14 protein-coding genes and 1 other annotated feature are annotated in these 16,553 nt (G+C 35.4%); of the genes, 5 read left to right on the top strand and 9 right to left on the bottom strand.

Features of this window, described 5'->3' with window-relative positions:
- Positions 1–21: 21 nt before the first annotated feature.
- Entirely contained in the window at positions 22–1,275 is a 1,254-nt protein-coding gene (locus ACQCPR_RS02750) for an erythromycin esterase family protein (RefSeq protein ID WP_427138896.1), read from the bottom strand.
- 317 nt (positions 1,276–1,592) lie between these two features.
- Positions 1,593–1,853, top strand: a binding site (T-box leader).
- Positions 1,854–1,914: 61 nt separating this feature from the next.
- Between ACQCPR_RS02750 and ACQCPR_RS02745 the strand changes: the two genes are divergently transcribed.
- The 3 genes from ACQCPR_RS02745 to ACQCPR_RS02735 all read left to right on the top strand — a co-directional run bounded on the left by ACQCPR_RS02745 (position 1,915) and on the right by ACQCPR_RS02735 (position 4,689).
- Entirely contained in the window at positions 1,915–3,120 is a 1,206-nt protein-coding gene (locus ACQCPR_RS02745; protein ID WP_090564728.1) for an MFS transporter, read from the top strand.
- Between the two features lie 131 nt (positions 3,121–3,251).
- On the top strand, positions 3,252–3,938 hold the full coding sequence (locus ACQCPR_RS02740; RefSeq protein WP_093493621.1) for a TVP38/TMEM64 family protein: 687 nt from the start codon (positions 3,252–3,254) through the stop codon (positions 3,936–3,938).
- A gap of 19 nt (positions 3,939–3,957) precedes the next feature.
- Complete coding sequence (locus ACQCPR_RS02735) at positions 3,958–4,689, top strand: metallophosphoesterase family protein (protein WP_427138099.1); 732 nt, start codon at positions 3,958–3,960, stop codon at positions 4,687–4,689.
- A 220-nt stretch (positions 4,690–4,909) separates the two neighbouring features.
- On the opposite strand, the gene ACQCPR_RS02730 is transcribed toward ACQCPR_RS02735, so the two are convergent.
- Positions 4,910–5,407 (bottom strand): flavin reductase family protein, encoded by a 498-nt coding sequence (locus ACQCPR_RS02730; RefSeq protein ID WP_427138098.1) that lies wholly within the window; start codon positions 5,405–5,407, stop codon positions 4,910–4,912.
- A gap of 154 nt (positions 5,408–5,561) precedes the next feature.
- Between ACQCPR_RS02730 and ACQCPR_RS02725 the strand changes: the two genes are divergently transcribed.
- The gene (locus tag ACQCPR_RS02725) at positions 5,562–5,882 is read left to right on the top strand and encodes a general stress protein (protein ID WP_090564743.1); all 321 of its coding nucleotides are present in this window, start codon (positions 5,562–5,564) and stop codon (positions 5,880–5,882) included.
- A 954-nt stretch (positions 5,883–6,836) separates the two neighbouring features.
- On the opposite strand, the gene ACQCPR_RS02720 is transcribed toward ACQCPR_RS02725, so the two are convergent.
- From ACQCPR_RS02720 to ACQCPR_RS02705, 4 genes are all read right to left on the bottom strand, one after another.
- On the bottom strand, positions 6,837–7,532 hold the full coding sequence (locus ACQCPR_RS02720) for an ABC transporter permease (RefSeq protein ID WP_427138097.1): 696 nt from the start codon (positions 7,530–7,532) through the stop codon (positions 6,837–6,839).
- On the bottom strand, positions 7,525–8,448 hold the full coding sequence (locus tag ACQCPR_RS02715) for an ABC transporter ATP-binding protein (RefSeq protein WP_427138096.1): 924 nt from the start codon (positions 8,446–8,448) through the stop codon (positions 7,525–7,527). Before ACQCPR_RS02715 ends, ACQCPR_RS02720 begins: the two co-directional genes overlap by 8 nt.
- 624 nt (positions 8,449–9,072) lie before the next feature.
- On the bottom strand, positions 9,073–10,014 hold the full coding sequence (locus ACQCPR_RS02710) for a sensor histidine kinase (protein ID WP_427138095.1): 942 nt from the start codon (positions 10,012–10,014) through the stop codon (positions 9,073–9,075).
- Position 10,015: 1 nt separating this feature from the next.
- Positions 10,016–10,711, bottom strand: a complete 696-nt coding sequence (locus tag ACQCPR_RS02705) for a response regulator transcription factor (RefSeq protein WP_427138094.1) — start codon at positions 10,709–10,711, stop codon at positions 10,016–10,018.
- A 465-nt stretch (positions 10,712–11,176) separates the two neighbouring features.
- On the opposite strand from ACQCPR_RS02705, the gene topB reads away from it, so the two are divergent.
- Positions 11,177–13,306, top strand: a complete 2,130-nt coding sequence (gene topB / locus ACQCPR_RS02700) for a DNA topoisomerase III (protein ID WP_427138093.1) — start codon at positions 11,177–11,179, stop codon at positions 13,304–13,306.
- Positions 13,307–13,320: 14 nt separating this feature from the next.
- Here topB and ACQCPR_RS02695 read toward each other — a convergent pair whose 3' ends face one another.
- The 3 genes from ACQCPR_RS02695 to ACQCPR_RS02685 all read right to left on the bottom strand — a co-directional run bounded on the left by ACQCPR_RS02695 (position 13,321) and on the right by ACQCPR_RS02685 (position 16,426).
- Positions 13,321–13,863: a hypothetical protein gene (locus ACQCPR_RS02695; protein WP_427138092.1), complete on the bottom strand. Its 543-nt coding sequence runs from the start codon at positions 13,861–13,863 to the stop codon at positions 13,321–13,323.
- A gap of 119 nt (positions 13,864–13,982) precedes the next feature.
- A complete protein-coding gene (locus ACQCPR_RS02690; protein ID WP_090564762.1) occupies positions 13,983–15,032 on the bottom strand; it encodes a P1 family peptidase in 1,050 nt (349 codons plus the stop codon).
- Positions 15,033–15,037: 5 nt separating this feature from the next.
- Positions 15,038–16,426 (bottom strand): bifunctional metallophosphatase/5'-nucleotidase, encoded by a 1,389-nt coding sequence (locus tag ACQCPR_RS02685; RefSeq protein WP_427138091.1) that lies wholly within the window; start codon positions 16,424–16,426, stop codon positions 15,038–15,040.
- Positions 16,427–16,553: the final 127 nt, after the last annotated feature.

The following is a 16,553-nucleotide window of genomic DNA, read 5'->3' as shown; positions in this document are numbered from 1 at the left end:
CTGTTCATAATTTTCATTCATTTACTTAAAAATTGGTGACAATGCATTAGTTTTGTCTATATAAATAAAGGCATCATATCTGCTTCCTAATCTAGAAGGAACATAATTTCCATAGGCTTCAAACTCTGGATTATATACAACTCCTATAGCCCGATGCCCAATCCAATTATTATTAAAAAATATTCGATTCTCCTCGTCAAAAATCAGAATTTTATTTGTAGCTTCTAAACTATGCAGCATATCTTCCCATGAACCCAATCTTGCAGGTGGCACAGTCATTTTTTTAGGATTAGTCCCCCACTCATCTGCAGCAATAACCTCTCCACTATGGGTACCAAATCCGACTGAAAACACATTTTCTTTCTTGTTCTGTAGACGAAGAATCTCTCCAACGTTTGTTAGACCTTCTTCTTTCATATCCGTTGCGGATGCATCTCCAATATGGGTGTTATGTGCCCAAATTATTATCTTCGCGTCTTTTCCATGATAGTCCATTATTTCATTAATCGCTTCGACCATATGTTCATCACGAACATTCCATGAAAGTTCATCACTCCGAACCATAGCTCGGTAGTATTCTTCTGCATTATGAGCAACTAAAGCATTTATCTTTAAATTTAAATCTGCTTCCTGACCATTCTCATATTGCTTTTCATTTTTACGAATGGAAGAAACTAACTTCGCCACCTCATCCACACAAGCATCCGAAATGTGTATGGATGAAAAAGCATAGGTTTCAGGATGACGATTAAAGGGCTCAAAACAGCTAATTGCTTTCTTTGCAAACGCCATATCTGTTCCTTCCGGATTCGTTTTACGTAAATAGCTTACCACCTCATCAAGAGACTCCCATAAACTATACACATCTACTCCATAAAACCCTATTTTCCTTTTATCTTCTACTTGCTTATTATGTTTTTCTAACCACTTAACCAATTCAGATATCTCTTCATTTGCCCACATCCATGTCGGCCAACGTTCGAACGCATTTAGTACCTTTTGTTTATTTTCCTCTGTATCATATCCTTTTATAAATCTATTTACTCGCTGAGTGGATGGCCAATCTCCTTCTACCGCAATTAGAGTAAATCCTTTTTCTACTATTAGGCGCTTTGATAACTCCGCTCGTACTTTATAAAATTCCGATGTCCCGTGACTAGCTTCCCCTAAAAGAACAATTTTGGCATCTCCAATAGCTTCTAATAGTGGAGTCAAATCCTCTGAAGTATTAAATGGTAGTGCAAACTTTTTTATAGCTTCTATTACAGATTTTATCGTAAACACTCCTTTTCCTTAAAAGTTTGCGTTTCACTAGGACTCTTTATACCGTTTTAATATGTGGAACTGCTAAAGCTTATTGCCTAAGGTAAAAAAAGACTAAGGAGTTGCACATATATTTGTTTTTTATGATCTTCTTGTGTTTTACTTACTAAATGATTTTCCGCAATTGCTTGGTTTTCATTTACCGAGACTTCAGCGAAATAGTGTTATCCTAAGAACCCATTGAAGCATAACTACTAGGATGCTTGCCCATGTCATAAGTTAAATTATGATGTAGCATATGATTAAAAATATGGTATAATAGGAAAAATTAAAAAGCAATGAAGAGAAGAGTAGGTATTCGAATTTCTTAACAGAGAACCCTATTAGCTGCGAATGGGTAAGAATGAAGTTACCGAAACAAGCCTCTGAGCTTCACGTAGGACTTGTACAGTACAAGGTATTATGTGACAGTAGCTCCTGTTATCGAGCTAGGGTATAAGCATGGATACATGCCGTACTTGAAAAGGCCACTAATGGTGACATTAGGGCAAACTAGGGTGGCACCACGACATATTAATCTCGTCCCTAAGACAATAGTCTTGGGGGTGGGATTTTTTTTATTGTTCAAAAAAATATGTCGGAGGTTTTAGCATGAATTCACTTAATTTGAAATTTCCTATTATATATCTGTTCACAGTGGGTATTGCCAATATTGGAGGATGGATATACTTATTAGCGATCAACTTAATGGTACTGGAGGAAACAGGATCGGCATTAGCAGTTTCAGCACTATACATTATTAAACCAATCACTCAATTATTAGTTGGACCTTGGGCAGGTAGTGTCATTGACCGAGTTTCTACAAAGCATATGATGGTGACTTTAGATGTGATTAGAGCAATGTTAATCTTATTTATCCCTTTTTCTGATTCCATTCTAATCATTTATATACTAGTTTTTTTCATCCAAATGGCTGGTGCAATATTTGAGCCTGCATCCTTTACGTATATGACACTATTGTTACCTGAAAATATACGAAATCGTTTTAACGCAATTCTAAGTTTTGTTCATTCCGGTGCATTTGTGACTGGTCCATTAATTGCAGGTGTTTTATTTATGATTGGTTCTCTTAAGGAAGCATTATTTGTAAATGTCATTATTTTTCTAGTTTGCGCTGCTATTACACTTCTCCTCCCAAAGCAAATGTCTACTGTTACTATTGAAAATTCAAAAATAACATGGATGAACATCAGAGATGATTGGCATCTAGTTGTACATTTCAGTAAGAAGGCCATCCCTTTTTTCGTCATATATATGATGTTTCAAACAGTAATGTTACTGACTGCTGCATTAGATTCCATGGAAGTGACATTTGCCAAGAAAGTTCTTCATTTATCCGATACTGCTTACGGATCTCTTGTCACTATTGCTGGAATTGGATTCTTAATGGGTGCTGTCTTCACCAACATATTAGTAAGATTCGCTCCAGCTAAATTATTGATGGGCCTTGGAACACTTTTAGTCTCTGTCGGGTATGTGATTTATAGTTTCTCTTCAACCTACTTATTAGCTAGTATCGGATTTTTTGTCCTATCATTTTTTCTTTCTATCTCGAACACTGGATATATGACGTACATTCAATCCAATATCCCTACCGAAATGATGGGTAGAATCTCTAGCCTATATGAGATGCTATCAAGTTCTATACAAATTGTAGTAATTCTTTTTTTAGGATTGGCCACCCATTGGTTTTCTGTAAAAGAGGTAGTCATTAGCGGCTCTATTCTAATGTTTTGTGTAGCGTTCTACTTAACCTTACTTTCTGCCAACCAAATGAAAAAGAAATTAGTCAAATAGAATGCATCTTTATTGGTCTTTACAAAACTCAAATGAATACCTTGATAAGAAGAGGTTTAAAAGTTTTTTGTAACCTCAAACAATGGTACGATTGGATAATAAATGTGAGAAGGACCAGGTGACGTTAACAAATGAAAAATACAATTCAACATCTTACAAAAAGACAATGGATTATTTGGGGCGGTTTGCTGTTAATTATAGTTTTCGTCATATTTAATAAAGATATTGTTGTGTCTTTATTGCACGGAGATATAAATGAGGTCCAACTATTTTTAGAAAGAAATATTGGCTATGCGCTATTCTTTATGGCGCTAGTCATGCTTATACAAAATTCATTTACTATATTCCCGCTTATTCTAGTGATTACGATCAATATCTCTTTATTTGGATTCATAAATGGCTTTTTATGGAGTTGGTTCACGAGTGTAATTGCTTCTATCATCGTGTTATACGGTGTGCGCTATGTTTTCCAAGAAATTATTATCGAAAAATTCAATATAAGTTTGATCGAAAAGGTAGATGCTAATGGTTTTGCTTATGTACTTCAGGGAAGACTCTTCCCTTTTATCCCAACTAGTCTGATCAATATCTTATCTGGACTTAGTACGATACGAATCGTACCTTTTACTATTGCTACTGCAATTGGAAATTTCCTTTATTTCTTCGTCCTAGCATTAATTCCTGCAGGAATATTATCATCTGATGTAGATGAGTATGTCATCTTCGGCATTATTTTTGCGACTATTCTTATTTATTATTTAGTGAAATACGTAAAACACAAAAAGAAATCTACGGAAAAAGTGGAGTCGTTAGATTAGGCACTAGGAGTGATTATTTTTGAAGATAGCAATTATAACCGATATTCACGGGAATGAAATTGCGTTAAAAGCAGTATTGAACGAAATAGATGCTGGGAGAGATGTGCAGGAAATTTGGTGTCTTGGAGATATGATTGCTATGGGACCAGATACAAATGAGGTTCTAGATATTCTATTTGAACGTCCAGACGTTCGAATGATTACGGGTAACCATGACGAGGCAATACTATCCCTTGTTTTAGGTGATGGACACCCCGATAGCTACAAGCATACCCGCCAGCACCATGAATGGATTGCTAAACGTCTATCAGACCAAAATGTTCAACGGCTTCAACAACTGCCAAGAACTTTAGTAAAAGAAATTAACGGCAACCGTCTATTTGGAATTCACTACCATATTGAAACACATATGCGTGATGCTCATATTAGAAAAGAGCCCTTTTTTTCCATTTTAGAACCAACGCTAGAAAATATGGAAACGATGTTCGGTGATTATCCTGCTGACATCATTTGCTTTGGACATAACCATCCAGAACATCTATTTCAAACTGAGTATAAAATTTACTTAAATCCAGGTTCTCTAGGTGTATCTAAAGGCAATACTGCACCATATGCAATAGTAGATTTAAGTTCTATTACACCAGAGGTTAAAATTCATCACGTAGCCTATGATAAACAGGTCTTTTTACAAAAGTTCGATACACTCCAGGTGCCACAAAGAGAAATATTGTTTAAGCTTTTTTATACATGAGGAATAATTTAGAATTTTTTACGTACTTGCTTTCTTCCTGTGTTTCACTTGCGCTTCTCATTTTGTTACACTTGCTCTCCTTAGGGTGTTTACTATCTTCCCAACTTTATTTACTTGCTCTTAAGTGGCATTTACTTACGAATCGGAACTTTTTTACAATTATAAGCATATCAAACCTAATAAAAAGGACATCCATCAAGATACCCTTTTCACTAATTACTTATTTATAAAAATCTGTCGGGATTGCACCGATATTTCTACGGTGATACAGTAAAGGCTCTTTAGCCGCATTTTGGATATGCAGTACCTCACCAATCATAATTGTATGATCGCCCGCTTCAACTTTGTTAAATACTTTACATTCTAATGTTGCTAAGGAATTAGAGAGCACCGGCAAATTCAATTCTGATTTATACCATTCACACTCAGCAAACCTATCCTCCACTTTACTAGCGAATAAATTACAAATTTCTTCTTGATCTGCTGCTAGAATATTTACTGTAAACTTCTCTACTTTTAAGAACTCTTCGTATGAGTATACTCTTTTATCAATAGACCATAATATTAATAATGGATCCAACGATACAGAAGCAAAGGAATTAACGGTTAACCCCATAGGTTTACCATCGCTGTTATAAGCTGTAACTACAGTGACTCCAGTAGGATAATTCCCCATTGCCGCTTTAAAGCTCGCTACTTGATCTAATTTATTTTCCATCTAAATAACATCCATTCTCTTTTTCTTTTAAGCATATCAAAACCACACATTTCTTTCACATATTTGGATTCATTCGAACCGATTTTGTTTAAAGTCGCTACTACCGGGTAAATATAAACTAGAACACATTACAAACAAAATGGAGGAATTATTCATGACAGTCAAACTAACAGTTGAAAATGCAGTTCAGGCTAAACAAGAAATTGAAAAACTTGAGACCCAAGGATACGTTCGAGACAATATTCATATTTTCGCCCATTTTAAAGAACGAGCAGACGATATCAATGATGCGCTCGACACTTCCGATGTGGGCATGAAAGAACAAGGCTTTTTACAATCTATGAAAAACATGTTCACCTCACGTGGAGATGAGCTTCGTAACAAAATGGAAGCAGCTGGCATCTCTAAACAAGAGGCAGAAGCAGCTGAAAAAGAACTTGATGAGGGCAAATTAGTAATCATTGCTCATAACTAATTAATTGAAGTACATCCCATTCCTACATAGGAATGGGATTTTTATTTTCTAAGAAAAACTATCCGGTTCTTTTCAGCATGAATATGCAAATGTGGTTCACATGTATTCTCTGAAATCCCTACGCTTCGAATTTTTCACCATCATTTACTTTCTCATTTTGGATTAATATAGGGTAAGTAAATAATTGCATCCGTATTTTCAAATCATAAAGCGACATAATTGCCGGTCGAGTTTTCTGCATTAGTATCTGGTGGTCTAAGATCAGGTAATTCATTTCCTTTGGAAATAGAGCATTTGGCCATTTTTTTGTGCTAGATAAGCCTGGTGATAATTCTTTTACGCTTGATTTCCTCCTTGCCCAATAAGGTAGGTACCATCTTAAAAGGGAAAAGTGATTCAATCGCCACATCAACAGTTGAAATATAATACCAAACAAAGGTATAAGTAATGTATATACAGCAAGTGTAAATTTTTGATTGATACTATATATTTTATTCTAAAAGGTGAAGTACGTACTTTGAACAGCAAAGCTATAATGAGAAGTGCTAATAAAAGAATATGGAGATAGTCCTCGACCCAACTCCAATTGACCGATTGAAATATCCAAGCAACTATCGCAATAGTCGTAAGTGCATCGAAAAACCATTCCAATTTACTTTTTAAAAGAATCAGTATACCAACTGAGAAAATAAGTGTAATTAACATTTACATCGTCTCCTTAAAAACCTCTCCTTTTACCCATCAATAGTTATCTACTGGTAATAGCACCATTCCGTAATACTAATTGAATAGAAACCCGATTAATCATTGTTCTTAGTTAAACAACAGATGCACTATCTCACGCATTTACAGGAGGAAAGGATACATTAACTGGATAATCAAATTACTTTTATTGATAAAGATCTTTATCAATAAATAAGAGCCGCAATAATGCAGCTCTCTTCAACTAAATTATTAACATTTTAAATCTGTCTTTTCAATATTACGGATTGCAAAGTAAGCGATACTAATGCCAATTATGGCTAGTGATATTGGAATTATAATAATATCGTTTAATGAAAAATTGCCGCTATTCGAAGAAACGATCATGACAATGAGAATGGAAGAAATAATTGTAGTTGATGCAGAGTACTTTTTCATTCCGAAATATAATGGAATGAGGCTCATTCCTGATGCTGCAATCGCGTTCATCAGCATGGAAGGCGTATGCTGTGTAACCATAGTGATTGATAATGTGCCAGGTATCAGATCAAAATAGTTTGTGACAGAAGAGAACACTATTGTTAAGAATACATTAGAAAGGATAATGGAGCAGAATGTGAAAAGGATTACGATTGCAAGCTTTGCCGTAATTAGTTTTTTTCTATTAATAGGATATAAAAATAATGTGGTAATTGTTTTATTCTTAAATTCACCAATAATGAGCTTAGAAATTAAGCTTGCAGCAAAAATAATAAAGGTTGCCCTTACAATCGTATCAATTATGGCTATGGCTTCTGCATAATTGGTTAAAAATAGGTCACCTTCCACCTTCGCGATGAACAGCATGGCTACCAACAATCCTGCTATAATGATATTTGCAATTATTGCTCCCTTTATATATGAAAATAATTTATACTTTTTCATTTCTAAACGCATTAAATTAGGCACTCATCTCACCTCCGTTAATTAACTTTAAGAAGTAATCCTCTAACGAATTTTTTTTCATGCTAATTTCCTTTATCTCCACGTTTTGCTCAATCAACGCCTTTGAAATAGTGTTCTGTGTGATTTTCGATTCATAGATACGGATACAATGATCCTCTACTAGTTTGTAATTGACGATGGCTAATTTGTCCTCTAAAATAAAAGCTGCTTTTTTTCCATCGTCGACAATCATTTCGATGTAATCTATTTGACTAAGTTTTACATCAGACATTGCAAGCTCACTAATTAATCTGCCGTTATGAATAACACCAATTGTATCTGCAATTTGCTCCATTTCACCTAAAATATGGCTAGAAATAAGAATGGTAATGCCATATTCTTTGCATAACATTTTCAATAAATCACGAATTTCCTTAATACCACTCGGATCTAACCCATTAATGGGCTCGTCTAGAATAAGTAATTCGGGTTTAGTAATAATTGCACGTGCAATGCCCAATCGTTGTTTCATCCCGAGTGAGAAATCTTCTACAGGCTTCCCCTCCGTATTTGACAAATTAACTAAATCAAGTACTTGGTCGATTTCCTTTTTGTCGTAATAGCCCATGTATTCACAATGGAGATCCAATATTTCTTTAGCAGTTAAATTTTCATGGAAAATAGGATATTCAATAATTGTGCCCATTCTTTTTAATACTTCATAAGATCTATGCGTTAATGTCTCTCCAAAAATTTCGATGTAGCCATTAGTTGGTTTTATTAGATTTGTAATCAATTTCATGATTGTTGTTTTCCCTGCACCATTGGAACCTAAAAAACCATAAATTTCACCTTTTTTTACATGCATACTCACTTCGGAAACAACTTCTTTTCCCCCATATACTTTTGTGAGCCGATTTGTTCGGATTAGATATGTCATATGAATTTCCTCCCTCATTTGCTACTTACCTTAGTATAAGAAATGAAGTTCTCTTTTTTCTTACCTGTTTCTTAAGAATTTCTTACGTAAAAAATATGTATGTATATACCTATGTAAGTCTCACAGTTAATCGAAAAAAGAAGAATATTTACAAAATATCTTCTTACAGACTGTAGACAAACTCAATTTTTGGTGCATAGAGTTGTATACTAAAATCGGCAAGGACCACCACTTCGCTTTCCGTGGGCTTGGCTTCAGCCTCCTCGTCACTGCGTTCCTGCGGGGTCTTCTCCTCAAGCTGTTCCCACAGGAGTCTTCGTGGTGGTCCTTGCCTTATAAACAACTCCTTAAAGATATTTATTATTACTCATAGCAGTTTATAAAAACACTTTTGTCGTCAAGCTGAAAGAATAATATTTACAAAATATTCTTCTTATTATTCGCTTTTTAAAATCGAATCCTTTGTTTGACTAATGTCTTTGCGACGAGTAACCGCAGGAGCATATGTTTTCGTAGTGACGAGGAGATTGGAGCCATGCCCGACTAGGACTGAAATCAGCTTTGTTCGAATTTCACTATTGAATATACTTTTACGAAATTGTTTCATATATGAAAGTTAGAGGTTTATTCCATATAGGTTATCCTTTTTAAGGACACGCTAAAGACGGTCTTTTCATAGGGGATACTTGATAAATGAATAGAACCTCCTAACACTTCAACTAGTCGCTTTGTAATTGTCAGCCCAAGACCACTGCCTTGAAACGACTTATTCCTAGAATCTTCGAGGGTGTACATTCTTTCAAAGACATGATCTCTATGATGTTCATCAATGCCTTTCCCCCGGTCCCAAATATCAATAGAAATAGTCTTATCATCATATCCGATAGCTAAGCCTATTACCTTTCCCTCGGCACCGTAAGTAATGGCGTTAGATAGTAAATTGTTCATAATTCTGTCCAGTGCTTCTTCGTTTCCAAGGGCAAAAACTGTTGATTCCGGGATGTCGATTTGCATGTCAATTCCCATTGTCGTTACGATATCGTAGAAAGATAAAATATTTTTCCGACAGATTTCATTCACATTTATCCTTGTAATGGGATAATTCGAATCGCCTGCTTCTATTTTTGCCAAATCAAAGAATTGATGAATTAGTTGAAGGACTTCAAGTGATTTTGAATGAACACCTGAGAGCAAACGTTGCTGTTCTTGTTCACTGATTGCAGTGTTAAGTTGAAGCATTTCCGTATACCCCAAAACAACAGTCAATGGTGTTTTTATATCATGAGAAATATTTGCCAACATTTTCTTAGTCGAGTTTTCTATTTTACGATGGGTAGCAATAATTTTTTGATTATGGTCCAATAACCTATTAATCTCATTGAATAATAGCTGTAATTCCTTATTGGTAGTCATATTTAAAATTTTTTCTCCCGATTGCTCAGCGATGATGGATTGTAATTTTTGAGAAGTATAATAAATGGAAGCATTGTGCTCTTTTTTTTCACGGTACTGGAAAGAAATAACGATGAGTAATAGCAATATAATAATAGAAAGAAATAGTACCATTTTAATCCCCCTCAAACTTATAGCCAATACCCCAAAGTGTTTTAATATAATGTGGATTGGATGGATCGTCTTCAATTTTTTCACGAAGACGTCTTATATGTACATTTAGTATATTTTCGTCACCATAATATTCATCGTTCCAAATCATTTGATAGATTTGCTGTTTCGTAAAGACACGCTGACGATTTGTAGCAAACAATTTCAAAATGGCGAACTCCTTTGAAGTAAGCTTTATAGTTTGCTGGTTTTTCATGACAGAAAAGTTCATAAGGTCAATCGTAAGATCACCGATTATCAACATATCTTGGTTGGAATCTGAATTATTCGAGTAAATTGTTGCTCTCCTAATTGCTGATTTCACTCGTGCTGACAGTTCCAACATTGAAAACGGCTTAGCAATATAATCATCTGCTCCTAATCCCAGTCCTATTGCTTTATCCACATCACTATCTTTTGCTGACATAATTAAAATCGGCAGTGCACTTTTCTCTCTAATTAATTTTAATACTTCTAAACCATCCAGCTTTGGCATCATAATATCTAATATCATTAAATCAAATGAAGTACTCATACACTTATTCAGTGCTTCGACTCCATTTGAAGCAGACGTAACGCTAAAGCCTTCGGTGATTAAATATTTCTCTACCATTTCGCTAATTGATACATCATCTTCAACAAGTAGAATATGCTTTGACATTGTTATGCACCCTCTTTTTATGTTCCTAATCCTATCTAATTATCATAACGAATTCATGAAATGAAATATAGTAAAAGATGGAAGCCTATTCTAGTACATCTATATCTATCGGTATCCAAACGCTAAAAATGCATCAAGTAACATATTGTTGCATGAAAATACAAAAATGCACATAAACAGATTTAAAATCTGGATTTATGTGCATTTCAAAATGAGAAGAAACTAATAATTCCGCTTCTCTAGCTTGTGGGAAATACAATGTATTGACCTAGTATAGTTTTTACTATATTTAAAAGATATGTATCAATTCAATAGTCGAGCCTGTTCAACACCACAAAGTTCATTTGAGTAATCTTTCTTTGATGGTCATAGAAATAAGGACTTCAATTCCATTAGAAAACCTTCTTAATTTATGCGATAATAAAAGATCGAATGTTTCTATTATATCCGAAAAGAGGTGTCCTCATGAAACCGGTCATCCTAGCCGAAAAACCTAGTCAAGCAAAAGCATATGCAGATGCTTTTAAAGTAAAACGTCACGAAGGCTATTTAGAGATCCACCCTTGTTCTATTTTTCCAGAGGGTGCCTATATTACATGGGGAATTGGGCACCTAGTTGAATTAAAAGAGCCCAAAGCATACGATCCAAAATGGAATAAATGGTCTTTAACTAGTTTACCCATTTTGCCAGAGAAGTACGAATTTCAGATTGCTAAAGGGAAATTTAAACAGTTTTCTGTTGTAAAAAAATTACTCAAGTCTACTGATACTGTTATTAACGGATGTGATGTGGACCGCGAAGGATCGAATATCTTTTATAGTATATACAATCAAAGCGGAGCCCGCGGTCAAACGATTAAACGTTTATGGATTAATTCTTTAGAGGTTGATGAGGTTCTGAAAGGTTTCAGTAATTTACAGGATAATCGCAAGGATCTTTTATTATACGACGAAGCCAAGGCTCGGCAAATTAGTGATTGGCTCGTAGGTATGAATGGTTCCAGATTATATTCTCTTTTGTTGCAAGGACAAGGTATTAAGGAAGTATTTCCTATAGGACGGGTACAATCACCAACTATATTTTTGATTTATCAACGTCATCTAGAAATTGAACAATTTGTTTCAGAACCCTTTTATGAGATAGAAGCTACCTTTCAAGCGGAACAAGGGAAATACAAAGGAAAAGCAAAAGCAAAGGAATCCAAAAGAGAAAAGATTCAAGAGCTCCTTTCCGGGCATCTTATTCAGCCGAACTCTCCTGGTGTCATTACTTCTATAGAAAAAATCGATAAACGAACACCGCCTCCTCAGCTCCATTCTTTATCGACATTACAAGCAACTGCCAATCGTTTATGGAAAACGAGTCCAGCAGATGTGCTAAAAACAATGCAGGGACTATATGAAAAAAAACTAGTTTCATATCCGAGAACTGATGCAAGACATATTACACCAAATGAGTTTTCCTATATAGCATCTCAAGTTTCATCCTATCAACAGATTATTGGTCACACTTTTGAAGTTGCTTCATTCGCCCCTAAAAAACGGTATGTCGATAGCTCAAAGGTACAGGAACATTATGCTATAATACCAACGAAGAAGCTTCCAACCCCTGCTAAATTGGGTGGACTCTCGAATCTTGAGAGAAATCTTTATGAAGAAATCATTCGTACTACTTTAGCGATGTTCCATACTGACTACTTATATACCGAGACGAAGGTTATAACAGATGTGAATGGACTAGCCTTTTTTACTACTGGAAAAACGGAACGAGATCAAGGCTGGAAGGCTTTGTTTGTCCGCTCCACTAGCGATAGAGATGAACAACCTCTTCCTCCTTTACAGGAACAGGAAAAGGTCGAGAGCGATATTGGTATTAAAGAAGGTAAAACAATGCCTCCGAAGCCATATACAGAAGGCCAACTCATTGCCATGATGAAAACCTGTGGAAAGCTTGTGGAAGACAAACTAGAAACGGAGATTTTAAAAGAAGTGGAGGGTCTTGGAACCGAAGCAACCCGAAGCGGAATTATCGAAACTATTAAACGTCACGGTTATATAAGTGTTACGAAAAATATTGTTTCCATAACAGATAAAGGACGAGTCCTCTGTCAGGCAATTGACGGTAATCTTCTCGCTAGTCCATCGATGACAGCTAAATGGGAGACCTATTTACGAAAAATCGGTAATGGAGAAGGTTCAATGGATCGCTTTTTGGGAAGTATTGCTAAGTTTATCCATAGTTTAATGCAAGAAGTACCAAATCAATTAAAAACAAAACAAATTGATATAAAGCTAGCGCCTCGTGCATCAAAATATGATTCCAAATTTAAGAGAGACCCAATTGTAATATGTCCAAAATGTCAAAAAGGGTCTATCATAGCACATAAAAGTTTCTATGGTTGCACAGAATATAAAAATGGTTGTACTCAGACATTTAATGGATTCTTTTTAAAGAAAAAAATAACCCCTAGCCAAATAAAAATGCTTTGTACAAAGGGTAAAACAAATATTATCAAAGGATTTGAAGCCGAAAACGGTCAAAAATTAGATGCCTACTTAGCATTTGTTGAAGGTAAAATTAAATTGGAGTTTTAATAACAACAGTATGCTCACTTCTCTTTCTTTGGCCGTTGCCAGATGAAATAAGAAATTGAAATAGCAAAATCAATTCCGAGGATGAATAACCAGAGTTCCAATGTGCCGGATAATACTTTTGTTCTTGTAGTGTCATCTATGAAATAGATCATCGCAACAATAATTACTGCACCAATAGCATAAGCAAGAAAATGCAAAATAGATCCTTTCATAGAGTGATAGGCATAATCCATACCAGTTTTACGGATGGGTCTCGTGCCTTGTTTTTTCACATAATAAAGAAACCGTTCGTCCGTCCATCGAATCATACTTTTACCAAATGCAATCGATACTCCAAGGTAAATCGCTGAAAGTGCATGAAATCGATTGGCTATTGCACCGTTATATAAATCTACAGCTGTAACGATGAGAAGAACAAGATCGATAACAGGCGTCAGTGCCAGAAAGAATAAGCCTAGTTTTTCACGTTTAAACATATAGCGGATTAAAAGGCCTAGTAAGATAACAACCCAAAATCCAATTTCACAGACAACTATTGTCCAAGCAACAAGATTCATCTAAACACCTCCCTTATAATATAATGTTGTTATTTAAAATTCATAACACAATAATGAATTCCAGATTGATATCTTTATTCAAAATAAGGCTGATCTCCATGGAGAGATCAGCCTTCATTTTATTCAAAAGGATATGCATGAACTACCGTTCCATTTCGCCCTGTTGTAGTTACAGCCTGTGACAAAGAATTTAAAATAGCCTCTTCTGTTACCTCTGCCACTCCTTGGAATAAATCATTCATAATTGAGTGGTCATCTCGTAATTGCCGCCTTACCTCCACACTTTCTTGTGAATTATGCTGTATTTGATGAGCAGTGGAAAATGCGATAACTATATCGCCACTTCCATTACTAAAATGACTACCTGTTCTACCTAGGCCTATCCCGCATCGTTTAGCAAGTCGTGTAAGCTGTCTATTACTTAAGGGAGCATCTGTTGCCAATACAATCATGATGGACCCGTCTGCTAGCTTAGGAAAATTAGGTACATCTCTCATTTGATTTACTTGATATTGAGTAGACTGAAATTCTTCTTTTCTTCCGAAATTACTCAGCACCATACAACCGATAGTATATACCGAATCACTATCTTCAATAATACGTGATGAAGAACCGATACCACCTTTATATCCAAAGCAAATCATACCTTTACCTGCACCAACTGCCCCCTCTGGTGAAACATCAGCCGAAGCACTTTGAATACACTCAATCGCATGTTTTGGCTCAACAGGGAGCTTACGAATAGAATTTAACCGGCTGTCATTGCATTCTCCTACCACTATATTAAGAGTCCCCGTAGAATCCCCTATTTCAGGATTGTTTTCTAGCATGTACTCCAGTGTCCCTTGAGTAACTGCTGGAATGCCAAATGTATTCGTTAGCATAATGGGTGATTCAATTAGCCCTAGCTCATTCACTTGTACAAGGCCGGTTGTTTTACCAAAACCGTTTAAAATGTAACTTGCCCCAACTACTTTCTGTTGAAATAAATTACCTCCATGCGGTAAAATAGCGGTCACTCCGGTACAAGCATAATCTTCTCCCCCAAGTGAGCTATCTAATGTAATATGTCCTACTTTCACACCTGCTACATCTGTTATGCAGTTTTTTTTACCAACAGGTAATCTACCAATCTTTATACCACGCTGTCTAATCTTTTTAGGTTCCACTTTTACTACCCCCTTACTTTAGAAACCTCTTTCCACCTATGAAGGAAAGATCCCTCACAAAAGTCTTGTTTTTCTCCATATAATCGAAGAACATCCTTAATCTCTTCTGCTAAGTATTTTTCATTACGATTGTTCATGAGACTTGGATAACCTGACCCTCTTTGTAGATAGTCTGAGCTGCCTACCATGTACCATCTTTCCTCTTCTAACAAATCCCCATTCACATATATTGCATGAATCTTTTTCCCGTCATGTTCTATTTGAAGTCCCGAAGCATGAAGGCTCCCTACAAATCTCCCTCTAAATCCCGGACCTCTCCCATCTGCTAAGCATATTTGTGCATCTAATGACTGCTCCAATGCTTCCTTTAAATACTTCCCTTGCATCTCAAAAGAAGTTGGATTTAATGGAGATGGACATATCTCGATTAGCTTTTTTTGTGTCATTTCATGAAATATTCCCGCATTACAAATACCACTATTGATAAGGCCAATTTCTGTTCCCAGCATATCCTTCAGCCCGTCAGCTATTAAATTAGAAATTGGATTTTCTTCCACAACGTCATGCCACAAAGGATGTTCTATTGTATACAAAGGTTTACTTAATACTTCTATAGCTCTTTCTTTACTAAATCTTAAAATAGATTCTATCTGTTCACTCTCTTTTATATCCTTTGTAGAAATAGTCTCTGAATGGACAAGATGTACTTTACCATCTAGTATATCTAACTCCATAATGCCTATATGTTCCCCGTAATTACCTGCGCTATTCATAATTGTTTGATCTATAATCTTTGCCTGCTCAAATAACTTATGATCATGTGCAGAAATAATAATGTCAATCTCTTTAATCTCTTTAGCAAGAGATTCATCTGCAAAGGTGCCAATATGACTTAACAAAATGCAAATATCATACTTACCTTTGTTTTTATAGATCTCTTCTTGTATAGCTTTTGAATAGTCAGTCATATGAATGCCTAGCCCATCATTAAATACTCCCATATCAGGGGAAGACCCTGTAATAAGGATCCGTAGCCCATTTTTTTCCAAAATAACGCTCGGCTTTACCCCATCAATAGATGAACGATCTTTTTTTAATAAATTATTGCTAATAAACGGAATCGGACTGCTACTTGCCATAAGTTCTAGTGTGTCAATTCCATTGAACATTTCATTGTTTCCAATAGTTATTGCATCGTACCCAGCGGACGCTAATAACTCTATAGCAGCCATTCCTTTAGTGCCTTGGAGCTCAATGCTTTTAAAATCAGCAAAATCCCCTCCGTCTAAAATAATCGTGTCTTCATCTTTCTGTTTGTTAATCAAAGTAACTATTTTTTTGTAGTTTTCAAAATTACTATGTATGTCATTTGTATGCAATATTTTAAGTCTCATAGACGCCCCCGTGTATGTATTTAACTTGACAATTATACCATATTCAAATTTTTCTAATTAATCTATTTTGATAAAACTAGATTATTTTGAAAGGTTTAGGGAATGGAATAATAAATAGAACAAGGAG

This window comes from Psychrobacillus psychrodurans (assembly GCF_050209195.1).
GTDB classification, from domain to species: Bacteria; Bacillota; Bacilli; order Bacillales_A; family Planococcaceae; genus Psychrobacillus; species Psychrobacillus psychrodurans.
The sequence above is the reverse complement of the archived record's forward strand: the minus strand, read 5'-3'. Positions and strand labels throughout refer to the sequence as shown.